Consider the following 18,304-nt stretch of genomic DNA (forward strand, 5'->3'; position numbering starts at 1 on the left):
GTATACATGTGGCGCTCTGAGCGTGCAATAGGTCACACGGGATTTCTCAGCCGAGGGTGACGGCGAGGAGGGCGATGGCGGAACCGGCGAAGACCGTCGTGTTGCGGACGTGGGTCTGCGCGCGCACCCAGCGGGGCAAGGCGCCCTCGGCGGCCTTGAGGAAGGGCGCGACCGCGACGCGGGCCAGTTCCGGGTCGTTCTTGCGGCGGAAGGCGGCCTGGCGCGGGGTATTGGCGGCGGCGACGAAGGGCGCGTCCGTGTGGTCGGAGCGGGCGGCGATTGGGCAGGGCCAGGTGGACGGGTCGTCGGGGTCGGCGCCCAGGTCGCGCCAGATGATCGTGCGGCACCAACGACGACGGCCGTGGTGACGATGCTGCCACCCATTAACGACCTGGGTCCTGGACGAGGGACCACCGTCCGAAATGGGGGGCCGGTGGCGTGTGGTACTCGTCACAGTGATCGACCGCTGTCCCAGCAGATTCCCTACAGAACGCGTTCGTTCACTTTCGCCGCTGTTGCCGGGTATGACGTTTCGTGTTCATCTATTTAGGGCGATGTCCGATTGTGGCCTCGCCATCGGCCGATCCACCAGCCCACCCCGCTACCCAGCCACCCAGCCACCCACGACGCACACCACCACGACGACGCACGCGGCGACAGCGGAGGTCCGATGCGGAAGGAGACGCTGGAGAGTTTCGTCCTCGGGGACGTTCTCCGGTCACAGGCGCAGATCCACCGACGACAGACGTTTCTCAAGTTCCGGGACGGTGAGATCACCTACGGCGAGGTGGACGCCGCCGCCGACCGGATGGCCCGCGCGCTGGCCGGGGCCGGGATCGGGCGCGGCGACCATGTCGGGCTGATGCTGCCCAACTGCGCCGACTTCGTCCAGCTGATCTTCGCGCTGGCCCGGCTCGGCGCGGTGGCGGTGCCGATCAACATCGCCTACCGGGGGGAGCTGCTGCGGCACGTGCTGGACAGCTCCGACTCCCAGTGGCTGATCATCGACGGGCCGTACGCGGAGCGGATCACCGAGGTCGCGGAGCGGCTGCCGAAGCTGGGCGGGGTGATCGTGCGGGACGCCGCCGCGAGCGGGGTGCTGCTCGAACGGCTGGGCAAGCCCGCGCGGGACCTGGCGGGCCTGCCGGACGACGGCGACGCCGACGGGCGCGTCGAGGTCCCGGTCGGGTTCGCGGACATGCAGGCGATCATGTACACGTCCGGGACGACGGGACCGTCCAAGGGCGCGATGGTCCCGCACGCCCTGGCGCTGACCTGCGCCTACGACTCGCTCGACTTCCTCGACCGGTGGGGCAAGACGATCTACTGCCCGCTGCCGCTGTTCCACGCGGCGGCGCTGTGGGACGGCATGCTGTCCGCGCTGCTCGGCGGCGGGTCCATCGCGATCGTGGAGCGGTTCAGCGCGTCCAGGTTCTGGGACGACGTGCGCCGCTTCGACGCGCAGGTCTGCATGAGCGTGTTCTCGATGATCCCGATCCTGCTGAACCGGCCGCCGACGTCGAAGGACAAGGAGCACCGGCTGGAGACGTTCTACATGGGCAAGTCCAACCTGGACGAGCCGATGCGGGAGCGGTTCGGCGTCCGGTCGGTGGAGACCTACACCAGCACCGAGGCGGGGATCGCGACGGGCAGCCCGTACGGGGAGTGGCGGGTCGGGTCGTGCGGGCAGGCCCACGAGGAGCGCTTCCAGGTGGCCGTGGTGGACGAGCACGACCGCGAGCTCCCGCCCGGGGAACCGGGAGAGCTGGTGCTGCGCCCGAAGCAGCCGTTCGTCCTCACGACCGGCTACTACGGGAACTGGGAGGCGACGACGCACTGCTTCCGGAACATGTGGTTCCACACCGGAGATCGGGTATGGCGCGATGACGACGGGTACTTCTTCTTCCTCGACCGGATGAAGGACGCCATCCGCCGGCGTGGTGAGAACATCTCCGCCTTCGACCTGGAGACGGAGATCAACCAGCATCCGGCGGTGCTGGAGTGCGCCGCGATCGGCGTGCCCTCGGAACTGGAGGACGAGGACATCAAGGTGTCGATCGTGGTGCAACCCGATACCGGCATGGACCCGGCCGAGCTGATCGCCTACTGCGAGGAGCGGCTGCCGCGCTCGATGGTGCCGCGCTATGTCGAGTTCGTGGAGGCGCTGCCGCGCACCCCGACCGACAAGGTCGCCAAGTACAAGCTGCGGGCCGAGGGCGAGCGCGGCGTCACCGACACGACCTGGGACCGGGAGGCGGACGGACGGTGAACTGGGACGACACGCCGGAGGAGGCCGCGTTCCGCGAGGAGGTGCGGGCCTTCGTCCGGGAGCGGTTCCCCGAGTCGTACCGTCCGGCCGGGGACGAGGAGCAGAGCCTGGAGCCGGAGGACGTCGCGGGCTACAACTGGCCCGTCGACCGGGTGGCCGACGACCCGGGCCGCCGCGACGGCGCCCGCGCATGGGCCGAAGCCCTGGCCGAGCGCGGCTGGATCGCCCCGCACTGGCCTGAGGAGTACGGCGGCGCGGGGCTGTCGGCGCTGGAGGAGTTCGTCCTGCACGAGGAGATGATGCGGGCGCGGGTCCCCACCGTGAACGGCATCGGCGCGTTCCTCCTGGGCCCCACCCTGCTGGTGCACGGCACGGACGAGCAGAAGGCCGCGCATCTCCCACCCATCGCCAAGGGCGAGGCGACATGGGCCCAGGGCTTCTCCGAACCGGGCTCCGGCTCCGATTTGGCGTCCCTGCGCACCCGGGCCGTCCGCGACGGCGACGACTACATCGTGGACGGCCAGAAAGTGTGGACGTCCCTGGGCCAATACGCCGACTGGCTGTTCGTGCTGGTCCGCACCGACCCCGACGCCGACCGCCCCCATCGCGGCATCACGTTCCTCCTCATCGAGGCGAACGCGCCCGGCGTGACGATCCGTCCCATCACCGACATCCGCGGCGCGGTGCCGTTCTGCGAGATCTTCTTCGAGGGCGTCCGGGTGCCGGTGGCGAACCGGGTCGGGGAGGAGAACCGCGGCTGGTACGTGGCGATGTCCGCGCTCGGCTTCGAGCGGGCCGGGATCGGCGCGACGATCAAGTACGAGCAGGCCCTCGCCGAACTGGTCACGTACCTGCGCTCCCCGGACGGACGCCGCTTCGCGCGCCGCAGCCCCGCCCTCCGCCAGGAGATCGCCCGACGCCAGACGGAGATCCGCGTCCTGTACAACCTGGCCCGCTACACCGTGTCGCGGCAGGCGGCGGGGGACGAACCCGACTTCGAGGCGTCCATCAACCAGCTTTTCGGCGCCGAACTGCACCAGCGCCTAGCCCGGACGGGCGCGCGCGCGTTCGGAAGGTCCGCCGCGCTATGGGAACGCGAAGGCGCCCCCATGAACGCCGCATTCACGCACATGCGCAGGGACTCGGTGGCGTCCACCTTCCTGGGCGGCACCACCGAGATCCAGCGCAACGTCATCGCCACCCGGGGCCTGAACCTGCCCCGCAGCTGATCATCAGGAGGAGCGAGCACGCATGCCCGACGAGAACGCCTACGAGACCGTCGATCTGCGGATCGAAGACCGAGTGGCCTGGCTGACGCTGAACAGGCCGGACAAGCTCAACGCGCTGACGCCGACGACGATGACCGAGCTGCGCGACATCTTCACCCGCGTCGACGACGACGAGGACGTCTGCGTGGTCGTGCTGCGCGGCGCCGGCGAGCGCGCGTTCTGCGCCGGGATGGACCTCGGCTGGTCGGAGAAGCTGACCCCGCGCGAACGGATCGAGCAGGGGCGGCTCGGCGAGAAGACGTTCGCGATGATGGAGCGGACGTCCGTCCCCGTGATCGCGGCCGTGCACGGCTACGCGGTCGGCGGCGGCCTTGAGCTGGCGCTCGCGGCGGACTTCATCGTCGCGTCCGACAACGCGAAGGTCGGCCTGGTCGAGATCACGCTGTCCGCGCGCCCGCCGTACCGGCCGAAGATGACCGAGGACGGCGACCCCGACCAGCCCGAGTTCGGCGGCTCCGCGCCCGGCTGGGGCGGCGTGAAGCGCCTGCCGGAGCGCATCGGCAAGGCCCGCGCGAAGGAACTGCTGTTCACCGGCGCCCGCATCGACGCCGCCCGCGCCCTCGAACTCGGCCTGGTCAACGACGTCTACCCGGCGGACGAGTTCGACAAGCGGGTCGGCGAGCTGGCCGAGCGGATCGCCGCGATGAACCGCTACAACCTGCGTCTCGTCAAGGAACTGGTCACCTACGGCTACGACTGGATCGAGCCGCACCCGAGCTAGGAGGACCCGTGCAGATCTACCGCATCGATCACGTCGCGCAGGTCACCGGCGACCTCGACGCGCAGGTCGCGCTGCTGGAGGGGCTGTTCGGGTTCCGGCGCGTCCGGAGCTGGGACAACCCGGCCGAGGGCACGCGCGGCACCCGCCTGGAGATCCCCGGCAGCCGCGGCCAGGCGTGGGAGGTCGTCGCCCCCGCCGGCGAGGGCTCCGCGCTCCAGACGTTCCTGGACGACCACGGCGGACGCCCCGGCCTGCATCACGTCGGCGCGGAGGTGCCCGACCTCGAGGCCGTCCGCGCGGAACTCGAAGTACGCGGCATCAAGCCGACCGACGGCGCCCGCGGACGCTGGCTGGAGGCGTCGCTGAGCCCGCCCGAGCACGGACCCGGCGTCCTGTTCCGCCTCCGCGGCCCCGGCAGCCTCGACATGTGCGGCGACTCGTCCGCCTCCGTCCCGGAGTCTTCGACGCCGTCCGGGCCGTCCCTCGGGGTCGTCGCGCTCGACCACATCTGCCAGGCGTTCCCCGACCGCGACGTGCTGGCCGGCTGGTACCACGGCCTCGCCGGTTTCACGCAGGTGTGGCGGACGCCGGACGACGAGCACCCCGACATGGCCGACCTCGTGCTGAACGTCCCCGGCTCGACGATCTGCTGGGAGGTGATCATGCCGCGCGGCGAGGACTCGTTCATCGAACGGTTCCTGGACCGCAACGGCCCCGCCGCCCACCACGTCACGTTCGAGGTGGACGACTGGGACAAGGCCCTCGCGGCGTGCCGGCACCACGACATCCCGACGTTCGACGACGAGGAGGGCGTCACCGACGGCGCCGCCTGGAAGCACACGTTCATTCACCCCAAGCACACCGGCGGCGTCCTGGTCCAGCTGTTCTGGGAGGAACGCCCTGGCGTGTGGGTCCGCTCCGACAAGGTCCCGCCGCCATGGACCTGAGCCTCACCGAGGACCAGGAGCTGGTCGCCTCCACCGCCCGCGAACTCCTGGAGTCCCGCGCCGCGACCGCCGGGGCCCGGGCGATGGACGGCGACCCGTCCGGCCACTCCGCCGCGCTGTGGAAGGAGATGGTCGAGCTCGGCTGGACGGGCCTGGCCTTCCCCGAGGAGCACGGCGGCGTCGGCGGCGACTTCCTCGACGTGTGCCTGCTGTTCGAGCAACTGGGCTACGCCCAGGTCCCGAGCCCGCTCCTGACCTCGGTGGCGTCCTGCGGCATGCCCATCACCCGCCACGGCAGCCCCGACCAGCGGGAACGCTGGCTCACGGCCATCTCGGAAGGCCAGATAGCGACCGCCGCGCCGCTCCCCTGGGACCGTCCAGGCGACGGCCCAGTGGCCGCACCCGACGGCCCAGACTTCGTCCTGAACGGCACCGCCGAATTCGTCCCGTTCGCCACTTCCGCCGAGACCCTCCTGGTCGCGGCGCGCGTCAACGACGAACCCCGCGCGTTCTGGCTGGACGCCTCATCCGCGGGCGTAGCACTCCGCCCTCTCGACACGGTCGGCATGGACCGTCCCTGCCACGTGGACCTCTCGGACGTCCACGTACCCGCCGCCGATGTCCTCGGCACGGACGCCGCCCATGCCATCTCCCTGTTCGGCGCCGCAGCCACCTGTGCCGAAATGGTCGGCGCCGCCCAGCGCGTCCTGGACATGACGGTGCGGTACGCAACGGAACGGGAGCAGTTCGGCCGTCCCATCGGATCGTTCCAGGCCGTCCAGCACCATTGCGCCGACATGGCCATCGACGTTCTCGGCTCCCGCTTCATCGCCTACGAGGCCATCTGGCGCCTGTCGGCGGACCGGGACGCGACGCAAGAAGTGTCGATGGCCAAGGCATGGGTGAGCGAGGCGTACGAACGGGTCTGCGCGCTAGGCCACCAGGTACACGGTGCCATCGGTTTCACGCAGGAGCACGACCTGCATTGGTTCTCCCAACACGCCATGTCCGCGTCCCTGGCCTTCGGCGACGGCGACGCCCATTACGAAGCCCTGGCCACCAACCTCGACCTACCCTGACGTCCCACGCACAGCCCCCGGCCGAAAGGCCGGGGGCTTCTTTCATGCCCGCGCACAAGGTCGCACGGCGGGGGCGCGACGGCGGCGGGCCAGTTCAGGGCGCGGCGGAGTCAACGCCGAGCAGGTCCGGCATAAACCTGCACTCCGGTCGGCGTCATCCAGGGACGGACGCAGGACGAATACCGCCCTCGGAACCAGTTGGCCCGCCCTTCACAGGAGAACCAACCGGCTCCCCCTTCACAGGACCGAGAGGTACGTCCACGTGATCAGCCAGTGGAAAAGCACCCGTCATCGGGGGATGACTTCATGCACTTGCACGAGCCGAAACCGAATACATCTACCGCTGCCGTCGAATCCGCTCTCGCGGAGTGGATCAGGAGCTCGGAGTTCTCCTGTCTCGGCGCGAAGGCGGCGGAACGCAGGGGATTGGTCACCGAGGCCAGAGTCGGCGCTCTGGGCGACCATCGGACCGTTCCGGAGCTGCATCGAGAGTTGGAGAAGTTCACCACGGAAACCCTCACCGAAAGTGAGAACTTCAATACCTTCGTCGCCGTCTTCGACGGTCCGGACGGGTTGACGGAGGAGCGGTTCGAGGCGGCATTCTGGGCGCAGCTGTCCGCACTCCACGAATTCGACCGGAGCCGGTACTCGTGGGCGCGAGGGGTCAGTTCCGACCCGGATTCGGCCACCTTCGCCTTCAGCGTCGCCGGGCACCCCTACTTCATCGTGGGGCTGCATCCCGGTTCCTCCCGTATCTCAAGACGGTTCTCCAAGCCGGCGATCGCGTTCAACTCGCACGAGCAATTCGACCGGCTCAAGGAGAACGGCGTCTACGAGGGGCTGCAGCGTCGCATCCGGCAACGCGAGGTGCGGCTGCAGGGCTCCATCAACCCGAATCTCGCCGAGTTCGGCGAGCAATCCGAAGTACGGCAGTACTCGGGCCGCGCAGTCGAGGAGGACTGGAAATGCCCGTTCGAGCACGGCAGCCTGGGGAGCGACCGATGAGGGGTGGACGAGCGCCACGGGTCCTGATCGTCGAGCCCGTCTCATCCGGTACCAGGCTCGTCGAGGACTGCCATGCCCTCGGCGCACAGGTCGTGGTGGCCTCCGCGGACAGCGGCGACCGGCTCCTCTCCGACCGGCTCCGCGATCTCGCCGACCAGGTGCTGGTGGTGGAGACCAACGACGATGAAGCCCTTGTGCGCGCGGTCGAGCAAGTCCTGCCGCTGGACGCCGTCCTGCCCGGGGTCGAGGTCAGCATCCCCTCGGCGGCCCGGGTCGGCCACCGGCTGGGCTTGACCTCGCTGCCGCCGGAGACGGCGGCCTGGGTGCGGAACAAGGCGCTGATGCGCGCCCGGGCCGCGGCCATGGGGGTGCGGGTCCCCCGCTTCGCGGAGGCCCGTTCGGCCCACGAAGTGGAGGAGGCCGCTTCGGAGGTGGGATTTCCCTGCGTCATCAAGCCGGTCGACTCGTCGGGAAGCGTCCATGTCAGCCGCGCCGACGACATGCCGGAGCTGCGGGCGGCCTATCTCCGGATGGAGGACGACCGGCGGCTGGACCTCGGACGCGCGGCCGGTTCCCATGTCGTGGTCGAAGAGTACGTCTCGGGGCCCGAATACAGTGCGGACGGCTACGTTCTGGACGGCCGCGTCTCCATCTGCTCGCTCACCCGGAAGATCCTCGGTCCCGAGCCCTACTTCGTCGAGCTGGGGCACATCGTCTCGGCCGAGAACGCGCCACCCGAGGTCATCGACCAGGTGGAGCGGTATGTGCGGCACGTGCTGGACGCGTTGCGGATCTCGTTCGGCCCCTTCCACTGCGAGCTGCGGATCTCCGCCGACGGGCCGGTACTGATCGAGATCGGGGCCAGGCTGCCGGGTGACCGGATCACGGATCTGATCGAGCTGACCACGGGCGTCTCCCTGTCCCGGGTCATGGTGGCCTGCTACCTCGGCCTTCCACCGGAATCCGCCGAAGCCTTCGGCGCGGCCCAGGCGAAATGCGCCGGCATCAGGTTCTTCGACGCGAACCGGAAGCGCGTCTTCACCAGGCTCGAAGGCTGGACCGACCTGGCTGCGCGTCCCGACGTCATCGAGACGGGGCTGTACTTCCGCCCGGGCGATGACATCCCCTCCCTGGAGGACTTCCGGGGGCGGATCGGTCACGCCATCTTCACCGCGGACTCCGTCCGGCAGGCGGAGCGGACCTGGCGGGATCTCGGCGACGCGATCCGGGTCGTCTGAGCCCGTCCGGCGATTCGCACCGTCCATGAAGTCACCACCGTCTCTGGAGCCGTCCATGCGCGGTCCGCGCTCTCGCTACTACGCGCTGAGGGCGATCGGCTGGCTAGCCGATCAGCTGCTGCTGTTCCTGGTGCCCGTGCTGGCCTTCAAGCTCACGGGGAGCCTCGCATGGTCGGGTATCGCGCTGACGGCGCAGTGGGTGCCCCGGCTGATCGCCCTGCCGGTCGGCGGGCTGCTCGCCGACCGGTTCGATGTGGCCACCTTCTACGTGGTCAACGATCTGGTCAGGTGCGTGGCCGGGGTCGCCGGCGTCCTCGCGATCATCCTGTTCCCTGGCCAGGCGGGCGCCACCGTCATCGTCTTCTCCGTCGTCGCGGGGGTCTGCTGCGAGCAGACCCTCGTGGCGGGGGAGAAGCTCGCGGGACGGCTGATCCCCGCCGAGATCATGCCCGGCGCCCAGAGCCTGCTCGGGTCTCTGGAGCAGGGGGCGCTGCTCCTCGCACCGGCCGTCGGCGGCGGGCTGGTCCTTCTCGACACGGTCTGGACGGCCCTGGTGATCACGGTCCTGTTCGTCATGAGCCTGGCGATCGCGCTCAGCCTCCCCCGGGAGGGCGGGCCCGAGAGCCCGGGCCGCGTCGCCGGCGGCACCCTCCCGGGCCTGGCGAGCGAGCTGGCGACGGGCGTCCGGACGATCGGGCGGATCCCGGTGCTGCTCCGCATCGTGGCGGCGACGATGCTGGTCAACGTGCTGCTGGGGGCCATCCAGACGGCCGCGCCGGACCTGGTCGTCCGGTCGTACGGGTATTCCGAGGGCGTCCTCGGCACCATGTACACGGTGGCCGGGTTCGCCGCGATGGCGTCGATGCCGGTGATGAACCGCCTGATCCGCAGGTTCGGCCTGCTGGCGGTGGCCGCGGCCGCGTCGCTCACCCAGGCGGTCATGTTCACCCTGCTGACCTCGGCCTCGCCGTTCCTGGTGTTCGCCGGGCTCGTGACCGTCTTCATGATCGGCGACTGCATGTTCAGCGTCGTGATCAGGATCGTCCGGATCACGGTGGTCAGGCCCGACGAGTTCGGCCGGACGGTCGCGGCGATCCACATGCTGAACTTCGCCCCGGTACCGGTCGTCGGGCTGGTCCTCGCCGCGGCCGACGGACGGGTGTCCCTGAGCATCGTCATCCCGACGATAGGGCTGGTGACCCTCGTCTCACTCGCCCTGCTGATGCTGCGCCTGCGACCACTGATGGCCGCCTGCCCCGACCTGCACCCGCTGGAGGAAAGAAGAAAGGAACGCGAACTGGTCTCGTGAGCCGGGGTCAGGTGGAGGGGGCCGGGACGGCCTTGCGTCTGGGCGGCAGCAGGAAGAGGGTCAGGGTCGGGATGACGTAGAGGAGCCACACGACCACTTGCAGGACGGTCGGGTCGGGCTGGAAGTTGACCGTGCCCTTGAGCAGGGTGCCGTACCAGCTTTCCGGCGGGATCGTCTCGCTGATGTCGAACGCCTTGGTGTTCAGGCCCGGCAGGAAGCGCGCCTCCTGGAGGTCGTGGAACCCGTACGCCAGCACCCCGGCGGCCACGATGACCAGCATCGCGCCCGTCCAGGTGAAGAACCGGGCCAGGTTGATCCTCAGCGCGCCGCGGTAGAACAGCCAGCCCAGCACCACCGCGGTGGCCAGGCCGAGAAGCGCGCCTCCCAGTGGACGCACCCCGTCGCCGGTGGCCTGCACCGCCGACCAGATGAACAGCGCGGTCTCCAGCCCCTCCCGGCCCACCGCCAGGAAGGCCGTCACCACGAGGGCGCCGGTGCCCATGACGAGGGCGCGGTCCAGCCTGCCGTGCAGTTCGGCCTTCAGGTAGCGGGCGGTGCGCCGCATCCAGAACACCATCCAGGTGACCAGGCCCACCGCGATGATCGACAGTGTGCCGCCGAGGAACTCCTGCGCCTCGAAGGTCAGGGTGGTGGTGCCCCATTGCAGGATCGCGCCGAAGGCCAGGCTGACGCCGACCGCGATGGCCACGCCCGTCCAGATGGCGCGCAGCGCGTCCCGTCGCTCCGTCTTGACCAGGTAGGCGATCAGGATGCAGACGATGAGGCTTGCCTCCAGGCCCTCCCGCAGTCCGATCAGGTAGTTGGCGAACATCAGGAGAACAGCTCCTTGCCCCACCAGCCGGTGGCGTCCCGGACCCCGGGCGGGACCGCGAACACGGCCGAGCCGACGTGCTGGATGTACTCGTTGAGGGCGTCGATCCGCGCGAGCCGGGTCTGCACGGGGAGGAAGCCGCGGCGGATGTCGCGCTGGTAGGCCAGGAAGAACAGGCCCGCGTCCAGCCGTCCCAGCCCGTCGGTGCCGTCGGTGAAGGAGTAGCCGCGCCGCAGCATCCGGGCGCCGCCGTTGCTGTCGGGATGGGCGAGCCTGACGTGCGCGTCCTGCAGCATCGCCTTGAGGTCGGGCTCGTCGTGCTCGCGTTTGCCGTTCACCGGCGCGCCCTCGCCCTTGGTGCGGCCGAAGATGTCCTCCTGCTCCTTGAGCGAGGTGCGGTCCCAGGTTTCGATGCGCATCGCGATCCTGCGGGCGACCAGGTACGAGCCGCCGGCCATCCACGGCGGGCCGTCCTTGGCCGAGACCCACACGTGCTCGTCCAGGGCGGACGCGTCGGTGCCGGAGATGTTGCGGGTGCCGTCCTTGAACCCCATCAGGTTGCGCGGGGTCTGCGCGTCCGGCGTCGTCGAGGACGTCTTGCCGAACCCCAGCTGCGACCAGCGCACCGACACCTTGCCGAAGCCGATGCGGGCCAGGTTGCGGATCGCGTGCACCGCGACCTGCGGGTCGTCCGCGCACGCCTGGACGCAGATGTCGCCGCCGCTGCGCGCCCCGTCCAGGTTGTCGCCGGGGAACACTTGCAGGTCGACCAGCGCGGGCGGGCGGCGCGCGGCGATGCCGAAACGGTCCTTGCCGTCCTTGGTGAACAGGGTGGGGCCGAAACCGACGGTCAGGGTGAGGCGGGACGGCTTGAGCCCCAGCGCCTCCCCGGTGTCGTCCGGCGGCCCCTCGGGCGGGCCGCCGACCGCGCCGTCGCCGACCGCGTGCCCGGCGGTCATCTGCGCGGCGGCCCGCGTCCACTCCTTGAGCATGGCGACGAGCTTGTCCCGGTCATCGGTGGTGGCGTCGAACGCGGCGAAATGCAACCGGTCCTGGACGGGTGTGGCGATCCCGGCCTGGTGCGCGCCGTGGAACGGCACGGCCTCTCCGGGCTCGGCGTCGTCGGCGATGCCGATCGCGGCGGCGGCCACGCCGCCGGAGGCGGTCACGCCGAGCGCGAGCCCGGTGCCGCCCCAGCCGAGCAGCGCGCGGCGCGAGAACGACTTCGGCGGGCGTTCGGAACTCACGGTGCCTCCCTCACGACGCGACGGCGGCGGCCAGCTTCGACAGCGGTTCGGCGAGCGCGTTGACCGCGTCCGACAGTTCCTTGCGGTCGTCCTTGCCGACGGTGTCGTAGGCGGCGAAGCCGTCAGGGGAACCCTTCTCGCGGTACTTGTCGAGGAGGGTGAACAGCGCCTTGAACTGCTTGTCCAGCTCCGCGGCGAGCGCCGGGTCCCGCTCGGCGGCGACCGGCCTCAGCAGCTCGTAGGACTTGTGCGCGCCCTCCACGTTGGCGTGGAAGTCGACCAGGTCGGTGTGGCTGTAGCGCTCCTCCTCGCCGGTGACCTTGCCGGTGGCGACCTCGTCCAGCAGCTCCTTGGCGCCGTTGGCCATGCTCGTCGCGTTGATCTCGGCGGTGCCGACGCGCTTCTGCCAGTCCTTCAGATCGGTGATGAGCTGGTCGGCGAGCTTCTTCTCCGCGGCGCCGATCTTCTTGTCCGTCCAGAGCGCCTTCTCCAGGCGGTGCCAGCCGGTCCAGGTCTGGCCCTGTTCGAGACCGTCCTCCCGCACGTCCACCTTGGGGTCGATGTCGCCGAACGACTCGGCGACCGGCTCGGTGCGCTCCCAGCCGACGCGGGAGACGGCGTAGGTCTTCTTGGCGCCCTCGATGTCGCCCGCCTTGACGGCGGCGGCGAACTTCTCGGCCTTGGGCAGGGTCTCGTCGGCCTGGGCCTGGACGTACTTGCGGTACTCGGCGACGGACCTGTCCAGACGCGGGTCCTGCGGCTTCGCCGAGCCCTGCCCGGTGGCGGTCACCTTCTGCCGGATGCCGTCGCCCTTCATGCCGGGCTTGCAGGCGATCTCGTACGACCCGGCCTTGACCTCGGCCGTGATGTCGGCCTTGGTGCCGGGCCCGATGTTCTCCCGCTCGGTGACGATCCGGTCGCCGGGCGCGTAGATGTAGACCTCGGTGACCTTGGAGCCCTTGTTCTCCACGGCGAGCTTGACGTGCCCCGCCGGGAACTCGGTGCGCGAGACCTTGCACGCGCTGTCGCTCGCGGTGACCTGGATGGCGCCCGACCCCCCGCCGCCGTCCTTCTCGGCGCAGCCGGAAACGGCGAGGAGGGTGAGGGCGGCAGCGGCTGCGGCACCGCGGAGGTGATGGACGGCTCTCATGCTGTGAGCTCCAGGGTCGGTGGCGTGGCCCCCCGCCCGCCAGGAAAGTTAGGCAAAGCTAATTTAGCTTGCCCTTGCCTAACCGTCCGCAGCCGGGTCGGTGATCCGTCTCACCGATGACCTGCATGATCACCGATCCGGCCGCTCCGGGAGCCGCTGGACGCCGGGGATGACGGTCAGGCGACGAGGGCTTGCGCGGCCTCGCGGGCGTCTTGGGCCGGACGGGTGTTCCCGGAGATGGAGGCGGTGACGATCGCGCCTTCGGCCAGGAGGCACACCGGCTCGGGCGGTGCGCCGGGCGCCGCGCCGAGCTTGCCCTTGACCTGCAGTTCCTCGGAGCGGCGGATGTCGCGGGCGGTGGGGATCCGCGCCGACGAGCGCAGCACCTCCCGCACGACCGTGGCGCGCAGCATGCCCAGCTCGGCGTTGCTCGCGTACCCGCCGCCCGGCTGGGCGGCACGACGGTCGGCCGCCGTCCCGAGCCGGAACGCGGAGCGCGCGAGGACGAAGCATGGCTTCGCCACTGTCAGGCGTGGTCTGCCCGGATGCTCTCCAGGAAGGCCCGCCACTCACGCGGGGAGAAATCGAGGAATGGACTGCGGGTGTTGTGGTTGGTGAAGTCTTGGCGACCTGGGAACAGCGGCTTGGTCTTGTGTTTGGGTGCCCGCCTTGCCGGATGCCGGAAGGGTCGCCTCCGACTGGATTTTGCTGCTCCTGCGTATGCGCCAAGTGGACAAAAGATTCATTACATACGTTCGTGGTTCAATGGCCGGGGTAAGTGGCGATCGTGATCAAGAGACAGTCAACCCGTTCGAACGGGTTGAGACCCGCGATCGTGCCGGGATGGGCCGGATTCTCGAATAGGTTCCGAGAGCGGCTGTCATCCGGCGTCAGGTACGCACCCGGCTTGGCGGTCGTCACCATAGCCGCGTCGGGTCTCGCAGTGACGGCGTTCTTCACTGTGCAGGCGTTCGGCGATCGCACGGCGGCCACCACCGCTCCGCAGCCTGGCCCCGCCGCGTCCAACCCGGAGTCGGCTCATCCGGCGGTGGCATTGCCGCGTTCGACCCCGGTTCGGCTCACGGTGCCGCGGATCCGCCTCCGAACGTCCCTGGTGCCGCTAGGGCTTAGAGACGACCACAGGGTCGAGGTTCCGTTCAATGCTGACCAGGCCGGCTGGTATCGGCTCGGGCCCTGGCCCGGAAGCATCGGCGCGGCAGTGCTCATCGGCCACGTCGACTCATCGCGCGGGCCGGGCGTCTTTTTCCGAATCGGGGAGTTGCGCCCAGGCGACCAAGCCGGCGTGCAACGAGCCGACGGGAGCACCGCGGTGTTCCAAATCGACTCGGTCGAACGCGTCAAGAAGACCAAATTCCCCACGCGCCGGGTCTACACCGATCCCGGCTACGCAGCGATCCGGCTGGTCACCTGCGGCGGCAGTTTCGACACCGACACCGGCCACTACACCGACAACGTGATCGCCTACGGGCACCTGCTCCGGTCTGGTGTGCCGAAGCGAGGAGCACCCGATGCGTCCGCTGCCGGGGCCCCGAGATGAGTTCAACCTCTACCACCCCGCCTTTCCCCGGCCGTTCAATTGACCATGCATTGATCGGTCCCGACCGCGGTGGGACGCCCCGGCGAGGGCGGCCGGGCCGGCGCAGCCTGCCACCGGTGGATCCGGCCGACCTGTGGGTAACGGTGCTGATCCCGGCGCGCAATGAGGCAGAAAATATCACCGATACGATCTCATCGCTAAAGCGGCAGGAACAGGCACCGGACCAGATTATTGTCATCGCTGATAATTGCACGGACGACACCGTTGAACTCGCCAGGCGGTGCGGAGTTGAAATATTCGTCACACGCGACAATCGACATAAGAAGGCTGGTGCCCTGAATCAGGTACTCGACCTGTTGCTGCCCGCTGCCGGGCCCAATGACGCGATCATGGTCATGGACGCAGATTCAGCACTGGACCCGGGCTTCATCCGTCATGGAGTGGCTTGCCTCTCCGACGGCCGCTACGCCGCTGCCGGCGGCACCTTCACCGGCCAGGACGGTGGGGGCATGGTCGGTATGCTCCAACGCAACGAGTATGTCCGCTACGCGCGAGACGTGCGGCGACTGCAAGGCAAAGCGCTGGTGCTGACCGGAACGGCGACCATGTTCCGCGCCACAACTCTGCAAGAAGTGGCCGCCGCCCGCAGGGAGCGCCGATTGCCTGGCGGCCCCCGTGTCTACGACGTTCGGGTGCTCACCGAGGACAACGAACTGACCTTGGCGATCCTGCATCTCGGTTTCGAAATCATATGCCCGCCCGAATGTACGCTCACTACCGAGGTGATGCCAACCTGGCGAGACTTGTTCCGGCAGCGACTGCGCTGGAAGCGCGGCGCCTTGGAAAATCTCATCGAATACGGTTGGACATCCGTGACGCGCCCATACTGGGGCCGGCAACTGCTTGCATTGATCGGGATCATCGCCGTCATGGCCTACCTGATCTCGCTGGGCTACTGTTTGGCCTTCACCGGTGGACTCCGGTTCCATCCAATCTGGGCCTGCGTAACAGCGATCTTCATGATTGAGCGCATGGTGACCGTACGCCGGCGCGGGATCGTTCAAATGGCCATAGCCGCCATCATCGTCGTCGAGTTCCTCTTCGACGGTTTTCTTCAGATCGTCCAGGTCCGGGCTTACTGGGAAGCCGCCTGGCACAACGAAAGGAAATGGTGAATCATGTACAACACTCCGCCCGTAGGCGGCGTCGGCGCCGGTTTCGGCGGCGCCGCCATCACCGCACCGTGGCTCGGCGTCCAGGCCATCTGGTTGGGGCTGGCTCTCTTCACCCTGCTGTCCACAGCCCTTGCCGTAAAGCGCATTCTGCCGACACGGAAGAGGATCGAGCCCCTATCGGCCGCCCCCGTGTCCGAGGGGTAGACCGGGGCTTCGACGCAAAGTGTCCACCAAAACAAGGGCCCCGGGTCGCCTTCCAGCTCCCGGGGCCCTCGCGCAGCTGCGCCGGGCACCGTCCGCGACATCGCCCACCCGGCGCTGTAGCCGGCCCGGTCGGACGCGGGAGCGCGGGAAGCGGCGGAGTGGGGCGGGGGCGGCGTAACTTCGCCGTATGAATGTGGGCATAGCGGTCATCGTGACGCTGCTGCTGACGTGGGTTCCGGCGCTGGTGTGGCTGCGGCGCCGGGGGCGCGGCGGCGACCTCGGCGGGCCCGCGCGGCGCGCCACGTTCGAGACGCTGCACACCGCGTCGCGGGCCGCGCCCGCCTTCCGGGCCGGGCTGACCGAGCAGGGCGCGCAGAAGGCCGCGCGGCACCTGCGGGCGCTGCTCGGCTGCGCCGCGCTGGCGATCACCGACGGGGAGCGCCTCCTCGCCTGGGACGGCGAGCACGACCACCACACCGAGGAGGGCCCCCGGCACGCCGAGGCCACGCTGGCGAGCGGACGCACCCAGGTGCACGACGTGGTCTGCGACCGGCTCGACTGCCCGATCCGCCGGGTCGTCGTGGTCCCGCTCGCCACCGACGACCGCGTCGTCGGGACGCTCGCCGCCTACGGCGAAGAGGTCCCCGCCGGGCTGATCCGCGCCGCCGAAGAGGTCGCCCAGTGGGTGGACGCGCAGCTCGAACTCGCCGAGCTCGACCACTCCCGGACGCTGCTGATGGAGGCGGAGATGCGGGCGCTGCGGGCCCAGATCTCGCCCCACTTCATCTACAACTCGCTGACGACCATCGCGTCGTTCGTCCGGTCCGACCCGGAGCGGGCGCGGGAGCTGCTGCTGGAGTTCGCCGGGTTCACCCGCTACTCGTTCCGGCGGCACGGCGACTTCACCACGCTCGCCGAGGAACTGCGGTCCATCGACCGGTACCTGCTGCTGCAGCGCGCCCGGTTCGGGGAGCAGTTGCGGGTGACGCTGCGGATCGCGCCCGAGGTGCTGCCGGTCGCGGTGCCGTTCCTGTGCCTGCAGCCGCTGGTGGAGAACGCCGTCCGGCACGGGCTGCAGGACAGGTCGGAGCCCGGCCTCATCACGATCGTCGCGGAGGACGCCGGGTCCGACTGCGTGATCAGCGTGGACGACGACGGCATCGGCATGGAGCCCGACGACGTCCGGCGGCTGCTGTCCGGGGAGTCGCGCCCGCCCGGCGAGGACGGCGACGCGGCCGGAATCGGCCTCGCGAACGTCGACGGGCGGCTGCGCCAGGTGTACGGCGACGAGTACGGCCTCGCCGTCGAGACAGGGCCTGGCGCCGGGACGAAGGTGACCGTCCGCGTCCCGAAATACGCGCCCGGCGTGACCGCCTCGTCGGGCCCGCTGTGATCGCGTTCTGGCGAATCGGCCAGGTGAGGCGCGTCCCGGCCCCTTGACTCGCGGACGTCCTTTTACTGGAATGTGGCGGGCGGCACAGGAAGGGCGGGGTTTGCGGTGGGCCTTCGTGTCCTTGCGGTGGATGACGAGGCACCCGCATTGGACGATCTCGTCCACCTCCTGCGCGCCGATCCGCGCATCGGGGAGATCCACACCGCGCGGGACGGCGCCGCCGCGCTCCGCAAGCTCGACCGCGCCCTCGCGGAGGGGCGTCCCATCGCCGCCGTGTTCCTCGACATCCGCATGCCGGGACTGGACGGCACCGTCCTCGGCCGCGTTCTCGCGCAGTTCGCCCGCGCCCCGCAGATCGTCTACGTCACCGCGTACGAGGGGCACGCCGTCGACGCGTTCGAGATCAAGGCGACGGACTACATCCTGAAACCGGTGCGCCCCGAGCGGCTGAACGAGGCGATCAGGCGGGTGACCGAGTCGACCGAGGAATGGATGGTCGAGGACGACGGGGTCGCCGCGTCGTCGCCGTCGGAGCCGGAGCCGATGCCCGTCGAGCTGGGCGGCGTCACCCGGTTCGTCACGCCCGCCGAGGTGCTGTACGTGGAGGCGCAGGGCGACTACGCGCGGCTGCACACGTCCGGCGGGAGCCATCTGGTGCGCATCCCGCTGGCGGCGCTGAGCGAGCGTTGGAGCGGTGCGGGATTCGTCCGGGTGCACCGCAGCCACCTGGTCGCGCTGTCGGCGATCAAGGAGCTGCGGCTCGACTCGGGCCGCTGCACCGTCATGGTCGGCGGCGCGGAGCTGCCGGTGAGCCGCCGGCACGTCCGGGAGCTGCGCGACCTGCTGGTCCGCAGGGCGAGGCGGTCCTCCTGAGCCCCGCCGACCGCC

General features: G+C 69.8%; 18 protein-coding genes. 13 read left to right on the top strand and 5 right to left on the bottom strand.

Annotated elements, in window-relative coordinates; genetic code table 11:
* Positions 1-46: 46 nt before the first annotated feature.
* Positions 47-454 carry a hypothetical protein gene (locus ETD83_RS42515; RefSeq protein WP_171064219.1) on the bottom strand — a complete coding sequence of 136 codons (408 nt, stop codon included), beginning with the start codon at positions 452-454 and terminating at the stop codon, positions 47-49.
* 216 nt (positions 455-670) lie between these two features.
* Between ETD83_RS42515 and ETD83_RS15390 the strand changes: the two genes are divergently transcribed.
* From ETD83_RS15390 to ETD83_RS15425, 8 genes are all read left to right on the top strand, one after another.
* The gene (locus tag ETD83_RS15390; RefSeq protein ID WP_138645808.1) at positions 671-2,269 is read left to right on the top strand and encodes an AMP-binding protein; all 1,599 of its coding nucleotides are present in this window, start codon (positions 671-673) and stop codon (positions 2,267-2,269) included.
* Positions 2,266-3,498, top strand: a complete 1,233-nt coding sequence (locus ETD83_RS15395; RefSeq protein WP_138645809.1) for an acyl-CoA dehydrogenase family protein — start codon at positions 2,266-2,268, stop codon at positions 3,496-3,498. The genes ETD83_RS15390 and ETD83_RS15395 overlap by 4 nt, the downstream gene beginning before the upstream one ends.
* Positions 3,499-3,520: 22 nt before the next feature.
* Positions 3,521-4,279, top strand: a complete 759-nt coding sequence (locus ETD83_RS15400; protein ID WP_138645810.1) for an enoyl-CoA hydratase/isomerase family protein — start codon at positions 3,521-3,523, stop codon at positions 4,277-4,279.
* A gap of 8 nt (positions 4,280-4,287) precedes the next feature.
* On the top strand, positions 4,288-5,226 hold the full coding sequence (locus ETD83_RS15405; RefSeq protein WP_138645811.1) for a VOC family protein: 939 nt from the start codon (positions 4,288-4,290) through the stop codon (positions 5,224-5,226).
* Positions 5,217-6,305, top strand: a complete 1,089-nt coding sequence (locus ETD83_RS15410; protein ID WP_138645812.1) for an acyl-CoA dehydrogenase family protein — start codon at positions 5,217-5,219, stop codon at positions 6,303-6,305. The genes ETD83_RS15405 and ETD83_RS15410 overlap by 10 nt, the downstream gene beginning before the upstream one ends.
* A gap of 306 nt (positions 6,306-6,611) precedes the next feature.
* Positions 6,612-7,310: a guanitoxin biosynthesis heme-dependent pre-guanitoxin N-hydroxylase GntA gene (gene gntA, locus ETD83_RS15415; protein ID WP_138645813.1), complete on the top strand. Its 699-nt coding sequence runs from the start codon at positions 6,612-6,614 to the stop codon at positions 7,308-7,310.
* Complete coding sequence (locus ETD83_RS15420; protein WP_138645814.1) at positions 7,307-8,548, top strand: ATP-grasp domain-containing protein; 1,242 nt, start codon at positions 7,307-7,309, stop codon at positions 8,546-8,548. Before gntA ends, ETD83_RS15420 begins: the two co-directional genes overlap by 4 nt.
* 55 nt (positions 8,549-8,603) lie before the next feature.
* Positions 8,604-9,857 carry an MFS transporter gene (locus ETD83_RS15425; RefSeq protein WP_138645815.1) on the top strand — a complete coding sequence of 418 codons (1,254 nt, stop codon included), beginning with the start codon at positions 8,604-8,606 and terminating at the stop codon, positions 9,855-9,857.
* 7 nt (positions 9,858-9,864) lie between these two features.
* Here the strand turns inward: ETD83_RS15425 and efeU are convergent, their stop codons facing one another.
* The 4 genes from efeU to ETD83_RS43685 all read right to left on the bottom strand — a co-directional run bounded on the left by efeU (position 9,865) and on the right by ETD83_RS43685 (position 13,610).
* Positions 9,865-10,689 carry an iron uptake transporter permease EfeU gene (efeU, locus tag ETD83_RS15430; protein WP_138645816.1) on the bottom strand — a complete coding sequence of 275 codons (825 nt, stop codon included), beginning with the start codon at positions 10,687-10,689 and terminating at the stop codon, positions 9,865-9,867.
* Positions 10,689-11,936: an iron uptake transporter deferrochelatase/peroxidase subunit gene (efeB, locus tag ETD83_RS15435; protein WP_138645817.1), complete on the bottom strand. Its 1,248-nt coding sequence runs from the start codon at positions 11,934-11,936 to the stop codon at positions 10,689-10,691. Before efeB ends, efeU begins: the two co-directional genes overlap by 1 nt.
* Before the next feature lie 10 nt (positions 11,937-11,946).
* Positions 11,947-13,086, bottom strand: a complete 1,140-nt coding sequence (gene efeO / locus ETD83_RS15440) for an iron uptake system protein EfeO (protein WP_138645818.1) — start codon at positions 13,084-13,086, stop codon at positions 11,947-11,949.
* Positions 13,087-13,262: 176 nt separating this feature from the next.
* Entirely contained in the window at positions 13,263-13,610 is a 348-nt protein-coding gene (locus ETD83_RS43685) for a hypothetical protein (RefSeq protein WP_205717691.1), read from the bottom strand.
* A 383-nt stretch (positions 13,611-13,993) separates the two neighbouring features.
* Between ETD83_RS43685 and ETD83_RS15450 the strand changes: the two genes are divergently transcribed.
* The 5 genes from ETD83_RS15450 (at position 13,994) to ETD83_RS15470 (ending at position 18,289) form a co-directional block, all read left to right on the top strand.
* The gene (locus ETD83_RS15450) at positions 13,994-14,644 is read left to right on the top strand and encodes a class F sortase (RefSeq protein ID WP_171064220.1); all 651 of its coding nucleotides are present in this window, start codon (positions 13,994-13,996) and stop codon (positions 14,642-14,644) included.
* A gap of 116 nt (positions 14,645-14,760) precedes the next feature.
* Positions 14,761-15,819, top strand: coding sequence for a glycosyltransferase (locus ETD83_RS15455; RefSeq protein WP_205717692.1), 1,059 nt, complete (start codon positions 14,761-14,763; stop codon positions 15,817-15,819).
* Positions 15,820-15,822: 3 nt separating this feature from the next.
* The gene (locus ETD83_RS15460) at positions 15,823-16,023 is read left to right on the top strand and encodes a hypothetical protein (protein WP_138645821.1); all 201 of its coding nucleotides are present in this window, start codon (positions 15,823-15,825) and stop codon (positions 16,021-16,023) included.
* Between the two features lie 187 nt (positions 16,024-16,210).
* A complete protein-coding gene (locus tag ETD83_RS15465; protein ID WP_138645822.1) occupies positions 16,211-17,416 on the top strand; it encodes a sensor histidine kinase in 1,206 nt (401 codons plus the stop codon).
* 126 nt (positions 17,417-17,542) lie between these two features.
* Complete coding sequence (locus tag ETD83_RS15470) at positions 17,543-18,289, top strand: LytR/AlgR family response regulator transcription factor (RefSeq protein WP_230420928.1); 747 nt, start codon at positions 17,543-17,545, stop codon at positions 18,287-18,289.
* Positions 18,290-18,304 lie beyond the last annotated feature (15 nt).

This window comes from Actinomadura soli (assembly GCF_005889715.1).
Lineage (GTDB): Bacteria > Actinomycetota > Actinomycetes > Streptosporangiales > Streptosporangiaceae > Spirillospora > Spirillospora soli.